Consider the following 20,770-nt stretch of genomic DNA (forward strand, 5'->3'; position numbering starts at 1 on the left):
GCAGGGCGGCGCAACTGTATCGGACGGAATGCTTTCGACTGTTCTGGAACAGTTTGCACTTTTTGGCTACTGTTTCGGTTCAATGACCGAGGGATGGCCGTCATGTCCAATCTGCTGCTGTACCAGCGCATCGCCCAGCAACTGGCGGAAGACATCCGTCGTGGTGTCTACCAGCCGGGCGAGCGCGTGCCGTCCGTGCGCAAGTTGAGCACCCAGCTCAACGTCAGCCATGCCACGGTGCTCCAGGCCTACGCCACCCTCGAAGACCAGGGGCTGATCCGCGCGCGCCCGCAGTCCGGCTTCTACGTGCACCGCACGCCGGCGCTGACCGCATCCACACCGGATATCGCCCGAGTCGAGCGGCCCGGCCTAGTCACCCGCAGCAGCATCATCAACCAGGTGCTCGCCGAAGCGCGCCGCGAAGGCGTGTTTCCGCTGGGCGCTGCCGTGCCGCACGTGGATTACCTTCCGGTTCGCGCGCTGCACCAGCAATTGGCCAAGGTCACGCGCTTTTCCAGCCCGCGCGCCTTCAGCTACATGTTCAGCCCCGGCTACGAGCCGCTGCGCCGCCAGGTGGCGATCCGCATGCGCGATGCTGGCGTGGTGGTCGACCCGACCCAGGTGACCATCACCCATGGCTGCGTGGACGCCATCCATATGGCCTTGCGCGTGATGACCCGTCCGGGCGACCTGATCGCCACCGAGTCGCCGAGTTACTACGGCTTGCTGCAGTTGGCCGACATCCTCGGCCTCAAGGTCATCGAGATCCCCAGCGACCCGCTCACCGGCATCAGCCTGGAGGCTCTGCAACTGGCGGCCAACCAGTGGCCGATCAAGGCGCTGGTGCTGACCGCGCGTCTGAGCAACCCGCTGGGCGGCACTATTCCGGAAGACCGCCAGAAAGCGCTGCTCAAGCTCACCGCCGAGCACAACATCGGCGTGATCGAAGACGATATCTACGGCGAGCTGATGTTCGACCAGGGCCAGACCAAGGCGCTCAAGGCCCACGACCGTGACGGCCGCGTGGTGTACTGCTCGAGCTTCTCCAAGACCATTTCCCCGGGCGTGCGCATCGGCTGGATCATCACCGAGCGCTACCAGGAGGAAATCCGCCGTCTGCAAACCTTCACCACGCACTCGGCGTGCACCGTCACCCAGATGGGCGTGGCGGCGTACCTGGAGAACGGTGGCTACGACCGGCACCTGCGCTACATCCGCCAGGAGTACCGCAAGAACATGACCGCGTACCAACTCGCGGTGCAGCAGTACTTCCCCGAAGGTACGCAGATGACCCGGCCCAAGGGGGGCTTCATCCTCTGGGTCAGTCTGCCGGCCAAGGTGAACACCAAGGAGCTGCACGTGCGAGCGCTGGAGCAGGGCATCAGCATCGCGCCGGGGCTGATCTTCAGTAATACCGAGCAATTCAACAACTGCCTGCGCCTGACCTGCGGCATCCCGTGGGACCGCGAGGCGGAGCGGGCGATCATGACCCTCGGCATGCTGGCCTGCCAGCTCTGCCAGGAAGAGCTGATCGCCGCGTAATTGCCCGGATTGCGTAGGTGCGGAGTCCGTCCGCGATAGGTCCGCAGCGCGCCGGATCCCATCGGGGCGGAGTCCACTCCTACCGGAATGCTTATCGACGGTTAACCCGTTTATCTGCGCCGTCCCGTCCAAGGAAAATGATCCTTCGACTGGGCCGCCACCGTGCCGCTTGCCACGCCAAACCTTCTGCCCGATAGCCTCGGCGCTACACCGGGTACCGCGCCATCGGCGCTACTCGGCCGTTGGCGAGACGCCAGCCAAAACCTGCCCTGTTACGGATCGAGAGAGTTGAAGATATCCCCCAAGGACGAAAGTGACGCGGCACTGCTGCGACGCTACCGACAAGGCGACGCCGAGGCCTTCGCCGAGCTCTACGCTCGCCATCGCCTCGGCCTGTTCCGCTTCCTCTGCGGCCTTTGTGGTGATCACGGCCAGGCTGAGGAAGTGTTCCAGGAAACCTGGATGAGCCTGATCCGTAGCGACAGCCAGCCGCTGGGCGCGGCCAGCTTCAAGACCTGGCTGTACCAGATCGGTCGCAACCGCCTGATCGACCATTGGCGCAAGCTGGGCCGTCACCAAGGCCGCCAGGAAAGCTTCGACGAGCAACTGCACGGCGACGCACTGGCCGGCGAAAGCATCGATCCCGAGCGCGAGCTAAGCCTGAGCCGCGACCAACGGCGCCTGCAGGGAGCGCTGGAGTCGCTGCCGGAGGAACAGCGCGAAGTATTCCTGCTGCGCACCCATGGCGACCTTGAGCTGAACGAAATTGCCGAACTGACGAAAACTCCGGCCGAAACGGTGAAGAGCCGGCTTCGCTATGCCATGCAGAAATTGCGTCGGTTGTTGTCCGACCCGTCGGTGACCGAGGAGGTGAACCCATGAACCGCGATCCGCACGAGCAGGACATGCTCGAGCACTACCGCCGGCACAGCGAGGAACAGCCGTCGGCACAGCTGGACGCGCGCATCCTGGCCACCGCTCGAGCTGCCGTTCAGGAGAAAAAACCGAGTCTCGGCCAGCGCCTGCACCACTGGCTGTTGGGCTCCGGCAGCCGGCAGCGCTGGAGCGTCGCCGTTGCGGGACTGGCGACGCTGGGCATCGGCCTGAGCCTGACCTTGCGCACCTATGAGGAGTCGCCGAACCGCTACGACGCGCCGGTCGCGCCGGCAATGATGCGCGCGCCGGCTCCTGCTCCGGCCATGGCGCCGCCAGCGGCGCCGGCCGCTGCGCCCTATATGGCGGAGCCGAGCATGGCTGCGCCGCAGAGGGATAGCGTGGCTGCCGGTGCTTCTATGGACGCGCTCGCCCAGCCTGCGCCAATGAGTAAGAAAATGGCTGTGGACAGCGCGAAAGCGAAAGCTCAGGTAGAAGCTCGCGAACTGTCTGACGCCCAGGCGCGCCCAGGCGTGCAGGTAGAGGGGGGGTTGCAGTCGCTCGCGGAGGAGGCCGACGAGCCGCGCAGTAGTCTGCTGCATCTGCGCGACTTGCAGGGCAAGGGGCAGAAGGAGGAGGCTGATCGTGTGCGCGAAACCTTGCGGCAACGCTTTCCGGGCCTCGATATCGATCAGGCCCTGAAGGATTTGCCTGACAACCCTTGATCAATGACAGGCAGGGTTCAGACCACGTCTGTCAGACTGATCCTAGTAACGCTTTGTCTTGGTAAGGTTCTTGCTCTGCCTCGCAACTCGCGCCAGCATTGCGCGGTTTTTCTGACGGTCCGCTCCATGAAGAAGTCCCGAATTCTTATTGTCGCCAGTTTGTCCCTGCTCCTCGCTGCCTGTGGCGATGAGCACAAGGACAAGGCTGTCGCTCCGGTCCCAGCGCCTGCACCGGCCACTGCCCCTGCGGCCAACGCGCCCGTACCTGCCCCCGAACCGGCCGCCGAGCAACCGCGGGAGTCGGAAGCCAAGCCCGCCGCGGCCAAGGCCGTGGCCTCGCCCAAGGCGCCGGCGGTCGAAGCGGCTATCAAGCCCGAGGCCAAGGCGCCGTCAAAAACTCCTGCACAGGTGAAGAAGCCGGTCGACCCTGTCGTCAAGCATCCGCTGCCGCCGGTGAAGCTCGACCTGCGCCTGCCCAAGGACATGATCCACGAGCTCGACCCCGACAAGCCGGTGGTCGAGTTGGAGGACAAGCCGCTACTACCGCAGATGTTCGGCGAGAAAACCGGGCAAAGCCCGTTCCAGGTGGGGGGGCGGCTGATCTCGCGTGAGCCGAATGAGCGCGAAACCAACGATGACAGTTGGCACTCGGATATCCGCGGCGCCGAGTTGCAGTTCAAGTTCCGCAACTGATTTCCTGGTTTCCCTATAGGAGCGAGCTTGCTCGCGAACATCGCCGCGCCTGGAGCTCGGGGCAAAGCTTCGCGAGCAAGAACTGGGGGTTCCCTCGGTCCTACCAAGAACCGCTTAGAAGCGGTGCACGCCGCTGCGAATTGCTTCGAACATCGCCCCATCCAGCGCGCGGTAGGCCGCCTCGCCAGGTAGCCTCACGAACAGCGCCTCGGCCACGGCTGAAGGGTCGTAGGCGTTGCGCTTGAGGTCGGTCTTCTTGTACTTGAAGGTTCCGGTGGTCTCCACCTGGGCCAGCAGGCGCAAGAACAGCGGGACGGCATAGGCCGGCAGCTCACGGTCCAGGTGCGCCGCCAACTGAGCGGTGTCCAGGCTTGCGCCATCGGCCAGGCGCAGTGCGGCCATGCCGCAGCGGCCATTGGTACCGGGAATTTCCACGCCGTAGACCACCGCATCCTCCACGCCGGGGAAGGCGCCCAGGGCGTTTTCCACTTCGGTGGTGGAGACGTTCTCGCCCTTCCAGCGGAAGGTGTCGCCCAGGCGATCGACGAACTGCGTGTGCTTGAAACCAATGTCGCGCATCAGGTCGCCGGTGTTGAACCAGGTATCGCCTTCCTTGAACACGTTGCGGTAGATCACTGCCTCGCTCTTGGCCGGGTCGGTGTAGCCGTCGAAGGGCCATTTGTCGCTGATCTCGCTGATCAGCAGGCCAGCTTCGCCCTTGTCGACCTTTTCCATGAACCCCTTGGCGCCGCGAACGGGCTGGTCGTTTTCCAGGTCATACCGCACGATCGCGTAGGTTGCCGGCGAGAAACCTACCGTATTGTCGAAGTTGAACACGTTGGTGAAGCCGATATTGCCCTCGCTGGAGGCATAGAACTCGGTGATCCGCTCAATGCCAAAGCGCTCCTTGAACTCGTTCCAGATCGACGGGCGCAGGCCGTTGCCAATCATGGAGGTCAGCGTGTTGCCGCGCTCTTCCGCGCACTGCGGCTGGTTGAGCAGGTAGCGGCAGAGTTCGCCGATGTAGCCGAAACAGGTTGCCTGGTAGGTCTGCACGTCCTTCCAGAAGGCGCTGGCGGAGAACTTGCGGCGCAGGGCGATGGCCGCGCCACCGGCGAGCACGGCGCTCCAGCACACGGTCACGGCGTTGTTGTGGTAGCAGGGCAGGGTCAGGTAGAGCACGTCGCTGTTAGTCAGCCCGAGCCCGGAGTGGCCGAAGCCGCCGTAGGCCTTGATCCACTTGCCGTGGCTCATGATCGAAGCCTTCGGTAGACCAGTGGTGCCGGAGGTGTAGATGTAGAAACAGGCGTCCTTCAGACGCACCCGCGCAGTCTCGGCAAGGTTGTTCGAATCCTGCTCCTGGGCCAGGCGCATCAGGCTCTGCCAGCCGGTCGGTGCCTGTGCCGCGTCTTCACCGTCGGCGATCCAGTAGCAGCGACCACCGCTGTTCTCCAGGGCCGGGCGGACGTCCTCGAAAGCCTCGCGCAGTTCTTCGCCGACCACGAAGTGGCTGGGCTTGACCAGGTTAAGGCTGTGGCTGAGCACCTGGCCGCGCTGGGTGGTATTCACCAGTGCGCCGATGGCGCCGAGCTTGGCCAGGGCGGCGAGCACCACCATGAGTTCGGCACGGTTCTCCAGCATCACCGCCACCACGCTGGCGTGGCCCACACCCTCGGCCTGGAAGGCCCGCGCCAGGCGGTTGGCCCAGCCGTTGAAAAGGGCGTAGGACAGGCGCCGGCGTTCGTCGATCAGCGCCGGGCTGTCCGGGTAGAGGCGCGCAGCGCGCTCCAGCGCCCAGCCCAGGGAGAGGTTCTTCTCGCGGTTGCGGATGCCGGTGTAGTACAGCCCGCGCAGCATGCGTGGCACGCGGCCCAGGGTGGCCGGCAGATGGGCGAGGAAGCGAGTCGGGGTGATGATGTCGGCTTGGCTCATTGACGCGTGCCCTTATTGTCATTGTTGTCTGGCGTGCAGACGCTCCAGCGCGACTCTAGGTCGGCCCCTGGCGGGAGGCTATGGCCCAGGCGCGCGCGCGGCCGGGCAGATCGGCAAACCGGCCGGCAGAGCGTTCATCGCAGTCTAGGAGGGCATGGCTGGACGGCCAGGGCGGGTTTGTGTCGATTGGTAAACGCCACGGGGCGGACTGTTTGACGGCTATTGGGTGAAGAGGACGTATTGGGTTATCCACCGTTGGCCGCGGTGCGATGGACGGCGGATAACGCGTGCCGCGTTATGCGCCCTACGGGGGCAGTGCGTGGGGGGCGTAGGGCGAATAACCGCTTGCGGTTATCCGCCGTTGGCCGTGTTGCGACGGAAGGCAGATATGGCGCGGCGGTCAGTCGAGGAACAGGTCGGGTACCAGGCTGCCGCCGTTCGGGTCGAAGCGGTACTGCTCGAAGTCGCTCTGGCCCTGTTCGCGGAGGATGTCCTCGTCGATCAGCAGGCGTCCACTGATGGCGCGTTCGCTGCTGGAGAGGATGGCGTAGGCGGCGTCGGCCATGATCGCTGGGGTACGCGCGCGCTTGAAGGCGTCGCGACTGCCCAGTTCGAACTCGATGGCGGCGGTAGCGATCATGGTCTTCGGCCACAGGGCGTTGACGCTGATGCCGTACTTCTTGAACTCCTCGTGCATCCCCAGGGTGAGCATGCTCATGCCGTATTTGGTGACGGTGTAGGGACCGTGCTGGGCGAACCACTTGCCGGCCAGGTTGATCGGCGGCGACAGGCTGAGGATGTGGCCCTTGCTCTGCTTGAGGTAGGGCAGCGCGGCCTGGCTGCAAACCATCACGGCGCGGGTGTTGATCTGGTACATCAGGTCGAAGCGCTTAGGCTCCAGGCGCTCCACGCCGACCAGCTTGATGGCACCGGCGTTGTTCACCACCGCGTCGATCCCGCCGAAGTGTTCGGCGGCCTTGGCCATGGCGTCGCGCACGGCATTCTCGTCGCGCACGTCCAGTTGCAGGGCCAGCGCCTTGCCGCCGGCGGCCTCGACTTCCTCGGCGACGCTGAAGATGGTGCCATCGAGTTTCGGGTGGGGCTCGGCGCTCTTGGCGGCGATGACGATGTTGGCGCCATCGCGGGCGGCGCGCAGGGCGATCTCGCGGCCGATGCCACGGCTGGCGCCGGTGATGAAGAGGGTTTTGCCGGAAAGGGACATATTGTGTGCTCCGTGTTCTTGTTGTCTTGTTCTGACGGAAAGGGTGATCGCAGGATCTGTAGGAGCGAGCTTGCTCGCGAACGCGCCCTCGCTGCGGGGGATTGTTCGCGAGCAAGCTCGCTCCTACGAAAAGCGGTTCAGGCAGACTCCAGCGCCTCGACCTCCACCAGCAATTGCCGGGATTTCACCTGTTCGCCCTTGATCACCTGCACGCGGCGGATCACGCCGTCGACGCCGGCCTTGAGCGGGTGCTCCATCTTCATCGCTTCGAGCACCAGCAGCAGTTGGCCCTTGCTGACCCGCGTGCCCTCGGCCACCAGCACGTCGACGATGGCGCCATCCATCGGCGCCTTCACTGTGCCGGAGCCCGCGCCTGCGGAAGCGCCGGCTGGTTCATGGGTGACGTCCTGCAGTTCCAGGTTGCCGTCCGCGCCATACAGCCACAGGCGTGCCCCATCGCGGTGGAAAGGCAGGAGGCGGCGCACGCCGTCGGCTTCAAGTATGGCGTCGCCGTTCTCTTCGCCGAGCAGGCGCAGGTTGATCTCGCTGTCACCGATGCGCGCCAGCAGCGTCGGCTGGGGACCGTGCTCGCGCACCTCCAGCTCGACGACGAACTTTTCCTCGCCATGCTTGAGCGCAAAGCGCCACGGCGCGCTGCCCGCACTGCGCCAGCCGGAAAGGCCGGGCTGGTGCGCGCGATCGCTGGCAGAGGCCTGGTAGAGCAGGGCGGCGGCGCAGGCCAGTTCCAGTACCTGCGGCTGGCGCGGGGCCAGGCTCGGATCGCCGGCAAACTGCTCGCCGATGAACGCGGTGGTGGCCTTGCCGGCGGCGAACTCCGGGTGCTTGAGCAGGTTGGCGAGGAAGCGCTGGTTGCCGGTCACGCCCAGCAGCACGCAATCCTCGACGGCGCGCACCAACTTGCGCCGGGCCTCGTCTCGGGTGGCGCCGTGGGCGATGACCTTGGCCAGCATCGGGTCATAGAACGGCGTCACTGGCTGGCCTTCGCGCAGGCCGTGGTCGATGCGGATGCCGCCCAGCTGCGGCGGCGTCCAGCGCAGTATCTGGCCGGTCTGCGGGAGGAAACCGTGGCCAGCGTCTTCGGCATACAGACGCACTTCGATGGCGTGGCCCTTGAGCTGGATCTGCTCCTGCGTCAGCGGCAGCGGATGGCCTTCGGCGACGCGGATCTGCCAGGCCACCAGGTCCTGGCCGGTGACCAACTCGGTGACCGGGTGCTCCACCTGCAGGCGGGTGTTCATTTCCAGGAAGTAGAAGGCGCCGCTGGGGTCCAGCAGGAACTCCACGGTGCCGGCGCCCAGATAGTTGACCGACGCGGCGGCCTTTACCGCGGCCTCGCCCATGGCCGCGCGCAGTTCCTCGCTGAGTACGGGGCAGGGCGCTTCCTCGATGACTTTCTGGTGGCGGCGCTGCACCGAGCAGTCGCGCTCGCCCAGATAAACGATGTGGCCGTGGCTGTCGCCGAATACCTGGATTTCCACGTGGCGCGGCTGCACCACAGCCTTTTCCAGGATCAGCTCGCCGCTACCGAAGGCGTTCTGCGCTTCCGAGCGCGCGGTGCGCAGCTGTTCGGCGAGGTCTTCGCTGCGGGTCACCAGACGCATGCCGCGTCCGCCACCGCCGGCGCTGGCCTTGATCATCAGCGGGTAACCGATGCGCTGCGCTTCGCGGGTGAGGGTGGCGTCGTCCTGTTCCGCGCCTTCGTAGCCGGGGATGCAGGGCACGCCGGCTTCGAGCATGGCGATCTTCGACAGGCGCTTGCTGCCCATCAGGTGGATGGCTTCCACGCCAGGGCCGATGAAGACGATGCCAGCGGCCTCGCAGGCGCGGGCGAAGTCGGCGTTCTCCGAGAGGAAGCCGTAGCCGGGGTGGACGGCGCCGGCGCCGGTGCGCTGCGCCGCGTCGAGAATCGCTTCCGGCTTCAGGTAGGACTGGCCCACGGGCGCCGGGCCGATGCACACGGCTTCGTCGGCCAGTTGCACATGGCGGGCGTTGGCGTCGGCCTCGCTGTACACGGCCACGGTGCGGTAGCCCAGGTCGTGGGCGGTGCGGATCACCCGGCAGGCGATCTCGCCACGGTTGGCGATGAGGATCTTGTCGAAGCTGGGCATGACGGTTTCCTCGGGGCTACTGCGCCCAGTTCGGTTTGCGTTTCTGCACGAAGGCCAGGGTGCCTTCGGCGCCTTCCGCACCGGTCACCGCAGCGGCGAACTGGCGGGCGGCATCGTCCAGCAGCGGGCCGAGGGCCTGGGTCTCGGTGGCCAGCAGCAGCGCCTTGGTGGCGGCGTTGGCACCGGGGGCACAGCGGCGGATCTGGTCGAGCGTCTGGGCAAGCTGTTCGCCGAGGCTTTCGGCGCTGTCCGCGCAGGCATGCACCAGGCCCAGGCGCAGCGCCTCGCGGCCGTCGAAGCGGGCGGCGGTGAGCGCCAGGCGGCGCGCGTGGGTCAAGCCGATGCGCTTCACCACGAAGGGCGCGATCTGCGCCGGCAGGATGCCGAGGCTGGTTTCCGGCAGGCCGAACTGCGCGTCCGCCGCCGCCAGGGCGATGTCCGAGACGCAGGCGAGGCCGAAGCCGCCGCCGAGCACCGCGCCTTCCAGCACCGCGACCAGCACCTGGGGTTGCGCCTGGGCTTCCTCCAGCAGGCCGCCGAAGGCACGGTTCAGTGTTGCATAGGCGTCTGGCCCGGCAGCGCGGGCGCCAGCCATGTCCTTGATGTCGCCACCGGCGCAGAAGTGCCCGTCGGCGCCGCGCAGGACGATGGCGCGCACCGCGCGGTCGTCGCGCACGGCGGCGAGCACCGCGCTCAGTTCGCTGACCATCGCCAGGCTCATGGCGTTGCGGCTGTCCGGGCGATTCAGGGTGACGTGCAGCACGCCGCCGTCACGTTCCAGCAGCAGGGTTTCGCAGTTCGGCAGGGTCATGGCGTCAGCCCTTCTTCTTGCCCGGAAGGGTGCCCATCATCTTGCAGATGATGCCCAGCATGATTTCGTCCGCGCCGCCGCCAATGGATACCAGGCGGGTGTCGCGGTAGGCGCGGGAGACGGGGTTTTCCCACATGAAGCCCTGGCCGCCCCAGTACTGCAGGCAGGCGTCGGTGACTTCGCGGGCCAGGCGGCCGACCTTGAGCTTGGCCATGGAGGCCAGGCGGGTCACATCCTTGCCGCGGATGTACTGTTCGGTGGCCTGGTAGGTGAGGGCGCGCAGGCACTCGATCTCGGTCATCAGCTCGGCCATGCGGAAGTGGATGACCTGGTTGTCGATCAGCGCCTGGCCGAAGGTCTTGCGCTCCTTGCAGTAGTCGATGGTGGCGTTGACGCAGTACTCCAGGCCCTTGATCCCGCTGGCGGCGCCGAACAGGCGTTCTTCCTGGAACTGCAGCATCTGCATCATGAAGCCCGCGCCCTCGGCGCCGATGCGGTTGCGCTGCGGGACGCGCACGTCATCGAAGAACACCTGGGCGGTCTCCGAGCTGCGCATGCCGAGCTTGTCCAGGTGCGGGCTGACGCTGATGCCCTTGGACTTCATCGGCACCATGATCAGCGACTTGTTGACGTGGGGCTTGTCGTCGGAGGTATTGGCCAGCAGGCAGATGAAGTCGGCGGAGGGCGAGTTGGTGATCCACATCTTGCTGCCGTTGATGACGTAGTCGTCGCCATCCTTGCGCGCGGTGGTCTTCAGCCCGGCGACGTCGGAACCGGCACCCACTTCCGAGACGCCGATGCAGCCGACCATTTCGCCGGCGATGGCCGGGCGGAGGAATTCCTCGCGCAGCTCATCGGAGCCGAAGCGCGCCAGGGCCGGGGTGCACATGTCGGTCTGCACGCCCAGGGCCATCGGCACGCCGCCACAATGGATGGTGCCGAACTCTTCGGCGGCGACCACCGAGTAGCTGTAGTCCAGGCCCATGCCGCCGAATTTCTCCGGCTTGGAGATACCCAGCAGGCCCAGGTCGCCGGCCTTCTTGAAGACCTCGTGGATCGGGAAGCGACCGGCCTTTTCCCATTCGTCAACGTAGGGATTGATCTCCTTCTCGACGAAGTTGCGGACGGTGCGGCGGAGCTCTTCGTGTTCCTGGGTGAAGATCATTGTTGTTGTTCTCCTTTAGCCTGAGTTGTTCCCTTGCCCTCTCCCCAACCCTCTCCCTGAAGGGAGAGGGGGCTGTTCGGAGCGGGCTGGAAGTTCGCTTTACGCCGGGTCGCTTTGGCTCCCTCTCCCTTCAGGGAGAGGGCGGGGGGAGAGGGGCTTTTGCCCGCACTCCCGTCAGAACCTCGCTACCCCAAAACTATTACCCTTGAGCGGCCGTACGGCCGCCTCCGCGCAGATGTCCAGCAGATAGCCGAGCAACTGGCGCGTGTCGCGCGGGTCGATCAAGCCGTCGTCCCACAGGCTGGCGGTGCCATAGAGCGCGGTGGACTGGGCGTCGAGTTTCTGCGCAGTCATCTGTTCGAGCATGTCGAGCATCTTCGGGTCGGGCTCCTTGCCCTCCTTGGCGTGCTTCTCCTCGGTGACGATGCGTAGCACCTTGCCGGCCTGGGCGCCGCCCATCACGGCGGTGCGGCTATTGGGCCAGGCGAAGATGAAGCGTGGGTCCAGCCCGCGGCCGCACATGGCGTAGTTGCCGGCACCGTAGGAGCCGCCGACGACCAGGGTGAGCTTGGGCACCGTGGCGTTGGCCACTGCCTGGATCATCTTCGAACCGTGCTTGATCACCCCCAGGCGCTCGGATTCGGTACCGACCATGAAGCCGGTGGTGTTGTGCAGGAACAGGATCGGCGTGTTGCTCTGCTCGCACAGCTGGATGAACTGTGCCGCCTTGGCCGCGCCCTGCGGGGTGATCGGGCCGTTGTTGCCGATCAGACCGCAGGCGTGGCCTTCGATGTGCAGATGGCCGCAGACGGTCTGGCAGTCGAACTCGTTCTTGAAGTCGAGGAAGCGCGAGCCGTCGGCGATGCGCGCGATGATCTCGCGCACGTCATAGGGCTTCTTCGCGTCCGCCGGGACCACGCCGAGCAGTTCCTCGGCCGGGTACAACGGTGCTTCCCATTCTTTTTTCGGGCGAGCCGGCAACTGCGCATTCCACGGCAGCGAAGCGAGGATCTCGCGGGCGAGGCGCACGCCGTCGGCGTCGTTCTCCGCGAGGTACTCGGCGGTGCCGGCGACCTGGGCGTGCAACTCGGCGCCGCCCAGTTCCTCATCGGTGGCGATTTCGCCGGTGGCGGCCTTGAGCAGTGGCGGCCCGGCGAGGAACATCTTGGCCTTGCCGCGCACCACCACCACGTAGTCCGACAGTCCCGGCTGGTACGCGCCGCCGGCGGTGGACGAGCCGTGGACCACGGTGATTTGCGGAATGCCCATCGCCGACATGCGTGCCTGGTTGGCGAAACCGCGCGCACCCTCTACGAAGATGTCCGCCGCGTAGTTCAGGTTGGCGCCGCCGCTCTCGGTCAGCGCCACCACCGGCAGCTTGTTCTCGAAGGCGATCTGCTGCAGGCGCAGGGTCTTCTTCAGCCCGGTGGGGGAGATGGTGCCGCCCTTGATTGCGCTGTTGCTGGCGGTCACCAGGCAGCGCACCCCGGCGATGTAGCCGATGCCGGAGATGATGCCGCCGCCGGCCTGGGTGCCGTCCTTGTCGTCATGCAGCTTGTAGCCTGCCAGCGAGGAGATTTCGAGGAACGGCGCGCCAGGGTCCAGCAGCAGGTTCAGGCGTTCGCGGGGCAGCAATTGACCGCGCTTGTCGAACTTGGGCTTGGCCTCGGCGGCCTTGTCCAGCACCTTCTGTTCTACCTCGCGGAAGCTCGCCACGGCGGCCAGCATGGCCTCGCGGTTGCGGGCGAATTCTTCGCCCTGAGGGTCGAGTTCGGATTGGATGACGGGCATCGCTTACTCCTGATCCTTCAGCACGTCGGGCAGGTAGGCGCGGTGGAAACCGTTGTAGGAACGGCTCTGCCCCGGCTTGCCCTTCACCAACGGGAAGGCGCGGCTGCCCTGGCTGGCGGCGCCGTCGATGCGAATGGTGTTGCCGCTGATGAAGGCGGCGCCGGGAGAGAGCAGGAAGACGATGGCGGCGGAGACTTCCGACTCGGTACCGATGCGCTTGAGCGGCACGTGCTCGCGCAGGGTCGGGATCACCGCCTTGAACGCTCCCTCGTAGGTGTCCATGCCGCTGGAAGCGACCCAACCGGGCGCCACGGCGTTGACCCGCACCCCGGCGTGGCCCCACTCGATGGCAGCGGTCTTGGTGAAGTTCTCCATGCCGGCGCGGGCGGCGCCGGAGTGGCCCATGCCAGGCATGCCGCCCCACATGTCGGCGAGCATGTTGACGATGCTGCCGCCAGTCTTGCTCAGGCTCTGGTTGAACACTTCGCGGGCCATCAGGAAGCCGCCCACCAGGTTGGTGCGCACCACGGCCTCGAAGCCCTTCAGGTTGATCGAGGCCAGCGGCGCGGGGTACTGGCCGCCGGCGTTGTTGACCAGGTGATGGATCGGCCCGCGCTCGGCGAGGACCTGCGCCACCAGCGCCTTCACCGCTTCTTCGTCGCGGATGTCGCAGCTGTGCCAGCTGGCGCTGCCGCCGTCCTCGATGATTTCACCAGCGGTCTTCTCCAGCTTCTCGGCTTTGCGTCCGACCAGCACCACGTGGGCGCCGAGGGCCGCCAGCTCATGGGCGGTGCAACGGCCGATGCCGCTGCCGCCGCCGGTGACGATGATGGTCTGGCCGTCGAACAGGCCGGGCTTGAAGATCGAGTCGTAGCTCATTGTTGTTCTGACTCCGAGGTATCCCGTAGGGCGAATGAAGCGGCACGCTTCATTCGCCGTTGGTGATTGGCGGATAACGCTGGTGGCGTTATCCGCCCTACGTTCATTTCATTGGCGCGCGTTCACTTCATCGGCGATGTGCTGCGGCACCGCCACCGGGAATTCCAGCAACTGCTGGGCGAAAGCCTTGCCCTGCGGGTCGATGCGCAGGCTCGCGACGCCGCCGCCGCCCAGGGCGTTCTCCAGCAGGAAGTTCAGGCTGTGGGTGCCGGGCAGGTGCCAGCGGCTGACGCGGCCAAGCTGCGGGTCGAGCACGTGCTGCATCCACTCGGCCACGGCGCCTTCGCTCAGCGCCTCGGCGATCCACGGCAGGTATTCGGCCTTGCGGGCCATGACGCCGATATTGCTGTGGTTGCCCTTGTCGCCGGAGCGCGCCACGGCCAGCTTCACCAGCGGTACGCTGGCCTGGGCCGGGCCGCTGGCGGCCGGTACGGGAAAGTCGTCGGCCAGTGCGGTCGGGTCGAAGGTGCCGAGGGCGGGCAGGGCGGCGCCGTGGCGCTCACCGTCGATGTCCACAGCCAGCTCGCAGCGGTCCTTGTCGATCAGGAAGGAGAACAGGCGGATCACCGGGTACACGGTCGGTCGGCCGCCGACGATGCCGGTCAGGCCCGGCGCCATGCCGGTGGCGGCCTGGGCGATCTCGCGGGAGAACAGCACCAGCGCTTCCTTGCGGCTGTGCCGCACGGCAAGCTTCACGACGATCTCGCGGTTGTCGCTGCGGCGCCCGTGCGGGCCGTAGGTGGCTTCGCTGCCGAGCAGTTCCACGCTGACCTCGCGGTAAGGACCCCAACCGCGTTCCATGAGGATTTCCTCAGTCTTGGTGATGATCGCCTGGCTGACTCGCTCGGCCTTCTTCACCGCGTCGATGCCGGCGATCAGGCAGCTGGCGGTGCAGCGGAATCCGTCCGGATAGGTGGCGCTGACCTTGTATTGCCCGGTCGGCGGCAGACCGCGTGCGCCGCTGACGGCCACGCGGTTGTCACCCACTTGGGCGAGTTCGACCTGGGTGAAATCGCAGACCACGTCGGGCAGCAGGTAGGCGCGCGGGTCGCCGATCTCGTAGAGCATCTGCTCGCCCACCGACAGCGGCGTCACCAGCCCGCCGGTGCCTTGCGGCTTGGTCACCACGAAGTCGCCGCTGGCCTGTACTTCGACGAGCGGGAAGCCAATGTGCTCGTAGTCCGGCACGCTTTCCCAGTCGGTGAAGTTGCCGCCGGTGCACTGCGCGCCGCATTCGATGATGTGCCCGGCCAGCGCGGCCTGGGCCAGCTTGTCGTAGTCGTTCCAGGCCCAGCCGAATTCGTGTACCAGGGCGGCGCTGACCACCGCGCTGTCCACCACGCGGCCGGTGATGACGATATCGGCGCCGGCCTTCAGCGCTTCGACGATGCCGGGGGCGCCGAGGTAGGCGTTGACCGAGACGCACATCGGCGGCATCGGTGCGCCCGAGAACATCTCGCGGATGCCGGCCTTGGCCAGTTCGCCCAGGCGCGGCTGCAGGTTGTCGCCGTGCACCACGGCGATCTTCAGCGCCACACCAGCCTTCTCGCAGGCGGCGGCGAGGGCGCTGGCGCAGGCTGCGGGATTCACCCCGCCGGCGTTGCTGATCACGCGCACCTGCTTCGCCGCGATGTCACCCAGCAGGGGTGTCATCACTTCGACGAAGTCGGTGGCGTAGCCTGCCTCGGGATTCTTCAGGCGGGCGCCGGCCATGATCGACATGGTGATTTCGGCGAGGTAGTCGAATACCAGGTAATCCATTTCCGCGCCGCGCACCAATTGTGCGGCGGCAGTGGAGGTGTCGCCCCAGAAGGCGGAGGCGCAGCCGATACGTACGGTTCTAGTCATTGTTCTGCCCGTGACGCTGAGTGATGGATCGACATTACCAAGCAAGCGCTTGGTTGAAAAGCCCCGAAAGTACGACAACCCCAACCAATGGATGGCCAAGCGCTTGCTTGGTTGGGCTTCGGGGGCTTACATTTCGTCAGACAACACAAGCACTTGCAGGGCGTTTCGATGAATCGCCCTGAGCAGATCGGCCGATGGGCCTGATGGGGAGAGAACAGCGTGGATGACCGCAAAGCCCGCGAAGTGATGCTGGAGCTGGTCAAGACCGGGCAGATCACCGACCCGGAGAGCGCCCGCGGCAAGCTGTTGCACACAGCCGCGCACCTGTTCCGCAGCAAGGGCTACGAGCGCACCACGGTGCGCGACCTGGCCGGCGCGGTGGGCATCCAGTCCGGCAGCATCTTTCATCACTTCAAGAGCAAGGACGAAATCCTCCGCTCGGTGATGGAGGAAACCATCCTCTACAACACCGCCCTGATGCGTGCCGCGCTTGCCGATGCGACGACCTTGCGCGAGCGCTTGCTGGCGCTGATCCGCTGCGAGCTGCAGTCGATCACCGGCGGCACCGGCGAGGCGATGGCGGTGCTGGTCTATGAATGGCGCTCGCTATCGGAAGAGGGCCAGGCCTACATCCTCAGCCTGCGCGACATCTACGAGCAGATGTGGCTGGAGGTGCTGGAAGAGGCCCGCGCGGCCGGCTTCAGCCAGGGCGACCCGTTCATCCTGCGGCGCTTCCTGACCGGGGCGCTGTCCTGGTCCATCACCTGGTTCCGCCCCGAAGGCAGCCTGACCCTCGACGAGCTGGCCGAGCAGGCGTTGTTATTGGTGATTCGGGATTAGCTACAAGCGGCAGGCTACAGGCTGCAGGCAAGAGCGCATTGACGCCGCCTGTGGCCTAAAGCCTGAAGCCTGCCGCTGCCCCTCTCAGATAATCCGCAACGGATAGCTGAACAGCAGCAGATGCAGGCAGTTCACCGCCGCATGCAGCAGCACCGGCACCGCCAGGCGCCCGCTGAAGTGGAAGGCCAGGCCGTAGCCCAGGCCGGCGATGCCTGCGACCACGGCGAACAGCGGATTGATCGGCCAGTGCACCATGCCGAACAGCACGCTGGCGACCGCCACCCCGGCGACGGCGCCCAGGCGGCGCACCAACTCAGTCTGCAGCAGACCGCGGAAGAAGGCTTCCTCGGTCAGCGAGATTACGCAGACATTGACCAGCATCCATAGCCAGAAGCCGGGCGGCCATTTCGGGTTCCATACCACCAGGCCACCAGCGACGGCCACCAGCGGCACGGCGAAAAGAGTGGTGACGATGACGATGGCGGCGAAGTCCGGCGAGCGCTTCTCCGTCGGCACGGAGTCGCGGCGCAGCCACCAGGCGAGCAGGGTCGCGCCGACCAGCGCCTTGTCCCAGGACAGGTGCAGCGCATAGACAGGAGCGTCCGGGCTGAGCTGGCGCACCGGCCAGAGGGTCCAGGAGGTAGTGCCCGGCAGCAGGTGTGCGGCCAGGGCGATGCTGAGCACGAGGCACACCAGCCACCAGATCAGGCGCGGCAAGCGATGCTCGCCATAGAGGGTCCAGGCGATGTAAACGGCGCCGATCAGCAACCCCACCGGCTGGACGAAACCCAGCGTGACTCCGCAGAGCAACAACACGATTGGCAGCAGCGGCAGGAGTTTCCTGAGCATTCTTTCCTCCATCCAGGGAGGCGCAGTCTAGGCAATTTCGATTGCCGCTGGCCATCGCCATGGCCAGTTTTTAACTGAAACGTCAGTCAGTTAGGCGACTCTCACCGCTTGTCGTCGGCTTCCTTGGCATCCATCTCGGCGTTGCGCTCGTGAATGCGCTTGAGCTGTTCCTCGGTGAGCGGGAGCTTCTTCGCGGTGTCGCGGAGCATCATCAGCGCGCCGACGATTGAGCCCAAGGCTAGGGCGATGATCAACCAGGCATACCAGGGCATGGTCCCGTCTCCGACAGTATTAATAGAAGGTCACGATACGCTGTGATTCAGACCTTGTCAGGCGTGGACCGGTTCAGACCAATTGCTTCGGAGCCCGCCAGCGTCAGGTAAGAGCGACCACAAAGAAGAACCCCGGCGGTTGCCGGGGTTCTTCACTTTCGCGGAGCTATCAGGCGCCGGTGAGCATGGCGTCCGCCGGGGCGCTGGCGCGATGGGCGGCGGTGAGCTGGAAGTAGACGAAGCCGGCCGCCATGAAGGCCAGGAATATTCCGGCGATCTGCAGGTTGAACCAGATCATCGCCACCAGGCACAGCACGGCCAGCGCCAGGGCGATGCCCGGCACCACGGGGAAGCCCGGCGCGCGGAAGCTGCGCTCGAGGTCCGGTTCGCTGCGGCGCAGCTTGAACAGGCTGAGCATGCTCATGATGTACATGACGATGGCGCCGAACACGCTCATGGTGATCATCGCGGCGGTCAGGCTCATGCCCTGCAGGGCGATCAGGCCGTCGCTGTAGATCGCCGCGATGCCCACCAGGCCGCCGGCGATGATCGCCCGGTGCGGCGTCTGGAAGCGCGACAGCTTGGCCAGGCCGCGCGGCAGGTAGCCGGCGCGGGCCAGCGCAAAGAACTGCCGCGAGTAGCCCAGGATGATGCCGTGGAAGCTGGCGACCAGGCCGAACAGGCCGATCCACACCAGCATGTGCAGCCAGCCGGAGTTCTCGCCGACCACCATCTTCATGGCCTGCGGCAGTGGGTCGTTGATTCCCGAGAGGGCCTTCCAGTCGCCCGCGCCGCCGGCGAACAGCATCACCCCGAGGGCCAGCACCACCAGGGTCAGGATGCCGCTGACGTAGGCCTTGGGAATGGTGCGTTTCGGGTCTTTGGCTTCCTCGGCCGCCATGGCCGCGCCTTCGATGGCGAGGAAGAACCAGATGGCGAAGGGGATCGCCGCGAAGATCCCGCCAATCGCTGCGCCGCCGAAGCTGTCGGAGCCGGCCCAGCCATTGAGCACGAAGTTGCTGAAGCTGAAGCCCGGCGCCACTACGCCCATGAACACCAGCAACTCGGCCACTGCGAGGATCGTGACGATCAGCTCGAAGGTGGCGGCGATGCTGACGCCGAGGATGTTCAGGGTCATGAAGATCAGGTACGCGCCGACTGCCGCGTGCTTCGGATCCAGCGACGGAAACTGCACGTTGAGGTAGGCGCCAATGGCCATGGCAATGGCCGGCGGGGCGAAGACGAACTCGATCAGCGTGGCGAGCCCGGCCACCAGCCCGCCTTTCTCGCCGAAGGCGCGGCGGCTGTAGGCGAAGGGCCCGCCGGCGTGGGGAATGGCGGTGGTCAGCTCGGTGAAGCTGAAGATAAAGCAGGTGTACATGGTCGCCACCAGCAGGGTGGTGACCAGGAAGCCGAGGGTGCCGGCCACGCCCCAGCCATAGCTCCAGCCGAAATATTCACCGGAAATCACCAGGCCCACGGCAATGCCCCACAGGTGCAGGGTGCCGAGGGTGGGTTTGAGTTGCGTGCTCATGCGAGGTCTCCAGGACAGAGGATGAAAGACACGACCCGTGCGTTCGTGCAGTGGCCGTGCCATTCCCCGGAGCCCGGTCGCAAACTGCCTGATCGCGTCGTTTCGCGAACATTCGCCACCTGTTCGCCTGCTTCGAAGCGGTGCGGAGGTGTTTCGCGCGTCCCGTTCGGGTGCGCCGCAGCGGCGCTTGTTGCAGGGCGATGACCGCGCCGTGAAGCTTCCCGAGCACGCGACGGCTGTCACAGGATGGCAATCTGCCGCTGGTCTACTGGCGCCCATCCCAGCGACCGGAGATTCGCCGATGACCACCCGCGCCCTGCACGAGCTGTTGCGCCAGGTAGCGCCCTTGGCCCCGGAACTGAGCATCAGCGACGTGGCTGAGCGCTTCCTCGACGCCGAGCACCGTTCCTTCCTCTCGCTGCCGGTGGTGGACGCCGCCGGCCTGCCGCTGGGGCTGGTCAGCCGCAACGGCCTGCAGGACATCTTCATGCAGCGCTTCGGCCGCGACCTCTGGGGCCGCCGCCCGGCCAGCGACGTGATGAACGCGCAGCCGCTCAAGGTGCGTGCCGACCTCAGCCTCGAAGAAGCCTCGCAGCAGGTCACCGCGCAGCTGAGCTACCCGATCACCGAGGACTTCGTGCTGATCGACGAGCAGGGCCGCTACCTCGGCCTGGGCACCGTGCTCGACCTGCTCAAGGCCATGGAGCAGCGCGTCGCCCAGCGCAACCGCGTGCTCCACCAGACCCTGCAGGACCTGCGCGAATCCCAGGCGCAGCTGGTGCAGTCGGAGAAGATGGCCTCCCTCGGGCAGATGGTCGCCGGCGTCGCCCACGAGCTGAACACCCCGCTGGGCTACGTGAAGAACAATGTCGCGCTGCTGCGCGAGCTGCTGATCCCGTTGCTGGGCCTGACCGAGGCGCAGAGCCTACTCAACGAGTGCCTGGATGATCCTGCCTGCGATCCCGAGCAACTCACCCGTGCCCGCGTCGCCTTCGAGCAGGCCCGTGACGAAGTCGCGCTGGAGCAACTGGTGGGCGATCTCGACCAGCTGTTCGGCGATACCGACTTCGGCTTGGCGCAGATCGGCGAACTGGTCGGCGGGCTGAAGGACTTCGCCCGCCTGGACCGCGCCCGCAGCGAGGAAGTCGACCTCAACGACTGCGTGCGCAGTGCGCTGCTGATCGCCCGCAACAGCATCAAGGAAAAGGCCGAGGTCGCCACCCAGCTCGGCGCACTGCCCAAGGTCGCCTGCGCCGCCAGCCAGATCAACCAGGTGCTGCTCAACCTGCTGACCAACGCCGCCCAGGCCATGGAGAAGTTCGGCCTGATCCAGGTGAAATCCTGGGCCGATGAAACCCACGTGCACCTCTCGGTGCAGGACAATGGCAAGGGCATGAACGAGGAGGTGCGTGCGCGCATCTTCGACCCCTTCTTCACCACCAAGCCGGTGGGGCAGGGCACGGGCCTGGGCCTGTCGATCAGCTACAAGATCGTCCAGGACCACGGCGGCCGCATCCGCGTGGCGTCCGAACCCGGACGCGGCACGCGATTCCTCATCAGCCTGCCGCTTGCGCAGGTCAGCGAACTGAAACGGAGCGCCTGAAC

17 protein-coding genes are annotated in these 20,770 nt (G+C 66.1%); 6 read left to right on the forward strand and 11 right to left on the reverse strand.

Annotation, left to right across the window (positions count from 1 at the left end; genetic code table 11):
• The first annotated feature begins 102 nt into the window (after positions 1-102).
• The 4 genes from ACIPK7_RS16740 (at position 103) to ACIPK7_RS16755 (ending at position 3,833) form a co-directional block, all read left to right on the forward strand.
• Positions 103-1,542: a PLP-dependent aminotransferase family protein gene (locus ACIPK7_RS16740; protein WP_045212506.1), complete on the forward strand. Its 1,440-nt coding sequence runs from the start codon at positions 103-105 to the stop codon at positions 1,540-1,542.
• Between the two features lie 288 nt (positions 1,543-1,830).
• Positions 1,831-2,424 (forward strand): RNA polymerase sigma factor, encoded by a 594-nt coding sequence (locus ACIPK7_RS16745; protein WP_192432814.1) that lies wholly within the window; start codon positions 1,831-1,833, stop codon positions 2,422-2,424.
• Positions 2,421-3,140 (forward strand): hypothetical protein, encoded by a 720-nt coding sequence (locus ACIPK7_RS16750; RefSeq protein ID WP_401089016.1) that lies wholly within the window; start codon positions 2,421-2,423, stop codon positions 3,138-3,140. The genes ACIPK7_RS16745 and ACIPK7_RS16750 overlap by 4 nt, the downstream gene beginning before the upstream one ends.
• Positions 3,141-3,266: 126 nt before the next feature.
• Positions 3,267-3,833 carry a translation initiation factor 2 gene (locus ACIPK7_RS16755; RefSeq protein WP_401089018.1) on the forward strand — a complete coding sequence of 189 codons (567 nt, stop codon included), beginning with the start codon at positions 3,267-3,269 and terminating at the stop codon, positions 3,831-3,833.
• A 114-nt stretch (positions 3,834-3,947) separates the two neighbouring features.
• Here ACIPK7_RS16755 and ACIPK7_RS16760 read toward each other — a convergent pair whose 3' ends face one another.
• The 8 genes from ACIPK7_RS16760 to ACIPK7_RS16795 form a co-directional block, all read right to left on the reverse strand.
• Complete coding sequence (locus ACIPK7_RS16760; protein ID WP_401089020.1) at positions 3,948-5,765, reverse strand: long-chain-acyl-CoA synthetase; 1,818 nt, start codon at positions 5,763-5,765, stop codon at positions 3,948-3,950.
• Between the two features lie 400 nt (positions 5,766-6,165).
• Entirely contained in the window at positions 6,166-6,987 is an 822-nt protein-coding gene (locus tag ACIPK7_RS16765) for an SDR family oxidoreductase (RefSeq protein WP_401089022.1), read from the reverse strand.
• Between the two features lie 137 nt (positions 6,988-7,124).
• Positions 7,125-9,116, reverse strand: coding sequence for a geranyl-CoA carboxylase subunit apha (gene atuF / locus ACIPK7_RS16770; RefSeq protein ID WP_192432819.1), 1,992 nt, complete (start codon positions 9,114-9,116; stop codon positions 7,125-7,127).
• 16 nt (positions 9,117-9,132) lie between these two features.
• Positions 9,133-9,927, reverse strand: a complete 795-nt coding sequence (atuE, locus tag ACIPK7_RS16775) for an isohexenylglutaconyl-CoA hydratase (protein WP_401089024.1) — start codon at positions 9,925-9,927, stop codon at positions 9,133-9,135.
• 4 nt (positions 9,928-9,931) lie between these two features.
• Positions 9,932-11,092, reverse strand: a complete 1,161-nt coding sequence (atuD, locus tag ACIPK7_RS16780; protein ID WP_401089026.1) for a citronellyl-CoA dehydrogenase — start codon at positions 11,090-11,092, stop codon at positions 9,932-9,934.
• Between the two features lie 174 nt (positions 11,093-11,266).
• A complete protein-coding gene (gene atuC, locus ACIPK7_RS16785) occupies positions 11,267-12,883 on the reverse strand; it encodes a geranyl-CoA carboxylase subunit beta (RefSeq protein WP_401089028.1) in 1,617 nt (538 codons plus the stop codon).
• Positions 12,884-12,886: 3 nt separating this feature from the next.
• The gene (locus ACIPK7_RS16790; protein WP_401089029.1) at positions 12,887-13,762 is read right to left on the reverse strand and encodes an SDR family oxidoreductase; all 876 of its coding nucleotides are present in this window, start codon (positions 13,760-13,762) and stop codon (positions 12,887-12,889) included.
• 108 nt (positions 13,763-13,870) lie between these two features.
• A complete protein-coding gene (locus tag ACIPK7_RS16795; protein WP_401089031.1) occupies positions 13,871-15,670 on the reverse strand; it encodes an acyclic terpene utilization AtuA family protein in 1,800 nt (599 codons plus the stop codon).
• Between the two features lie 219 nt (positions 15,671-15,889).
• On the opposite strand from ACIPK7_RS16795, the gene ACIPK7_RS16800 reads away from it, so the two are divergent.
• On the forward strand, positions 15,890-16,510 hold the full coding sequence (locus tag ACIPK7_RS16800) for a TetR/AcrR family transcriptional regulator (RefSeq protein WP_192211008.1): 621 nt from the start codon (positions 15,890-15,892) through the stop codon (positions 16,508-16,510).
• 84 nt (positions 16,511-16,594) lie between these two features.
• Here ACIPK7_RS16800 and ACIPK7_RS16805 read toward each other — a convergent pair whose 3' ends face one another.
• The 3 genes from ACIPK7_RS16805 to eat form a co-directional block, all read right to left on the reverse strand.
• Complete coding sequence (locus tag ACIPK7_RS16805) at positions 16,595-17,359, reverse strand: lysostaphin resistance A-like protein (RefSeq protein ID WP_401089033.1); 765 nt, start codon at positions 17,357-17,359, stop codon at positions 16,595-16,597.
• 101 nt (positions 17,360-17,460) lie between these two features.
• A complete protein-coding gene (locus ACIPK7_RS16810; RefSeq protein ID WP_081518671.1) occupies positions 17,461-17,631 on the reverse strand; it encodes a DUF2897 family protein in 171 nt (56 codons plus the stop codon).
• Positions 17,632-17,800: 169 nt separating this feature from the next.
• Complete coding sequence (eat, locus tag ACIPK7_RS16815; RefSeq protein ID WP_401089035.1) at positions 17,801-19,165, reverse strand: ethanolamine permease; 1,365 nt, start codon at positions 19,163-19,165, stop codon at positions 17,801-17,803.
• A gap of 301 nt (positions 19,166-19,466) precedes the next feature.
• Here eat and ACIPK7_RS16820 point away from each other — a divergent pair, with 301 nt between their 5' ends.
• Positions 19,467-20,768, forward strand: coding sequence for a sensor histidine kinase (locus tag ACIPK7_RS16820; protein WP_401089036.1), 1,302 nt, complete (start codon positions 19,467-19,469; stop codon positions 20,766-20,768).
• Positions 20,769-20,770: the final 2 nt, after the last annotated feature.

Origin of the sequence: Pseudomonas sp. NPDC086581, from assembly GCF_044746165.1 — a bacterium.
Taxonomy (GTDB): domain Bacteria; phylum Pseudomonadota; class Gammaproteobacteria; order Pseudomonadales; family Pseudomonadaceae; genus Pseudomonas.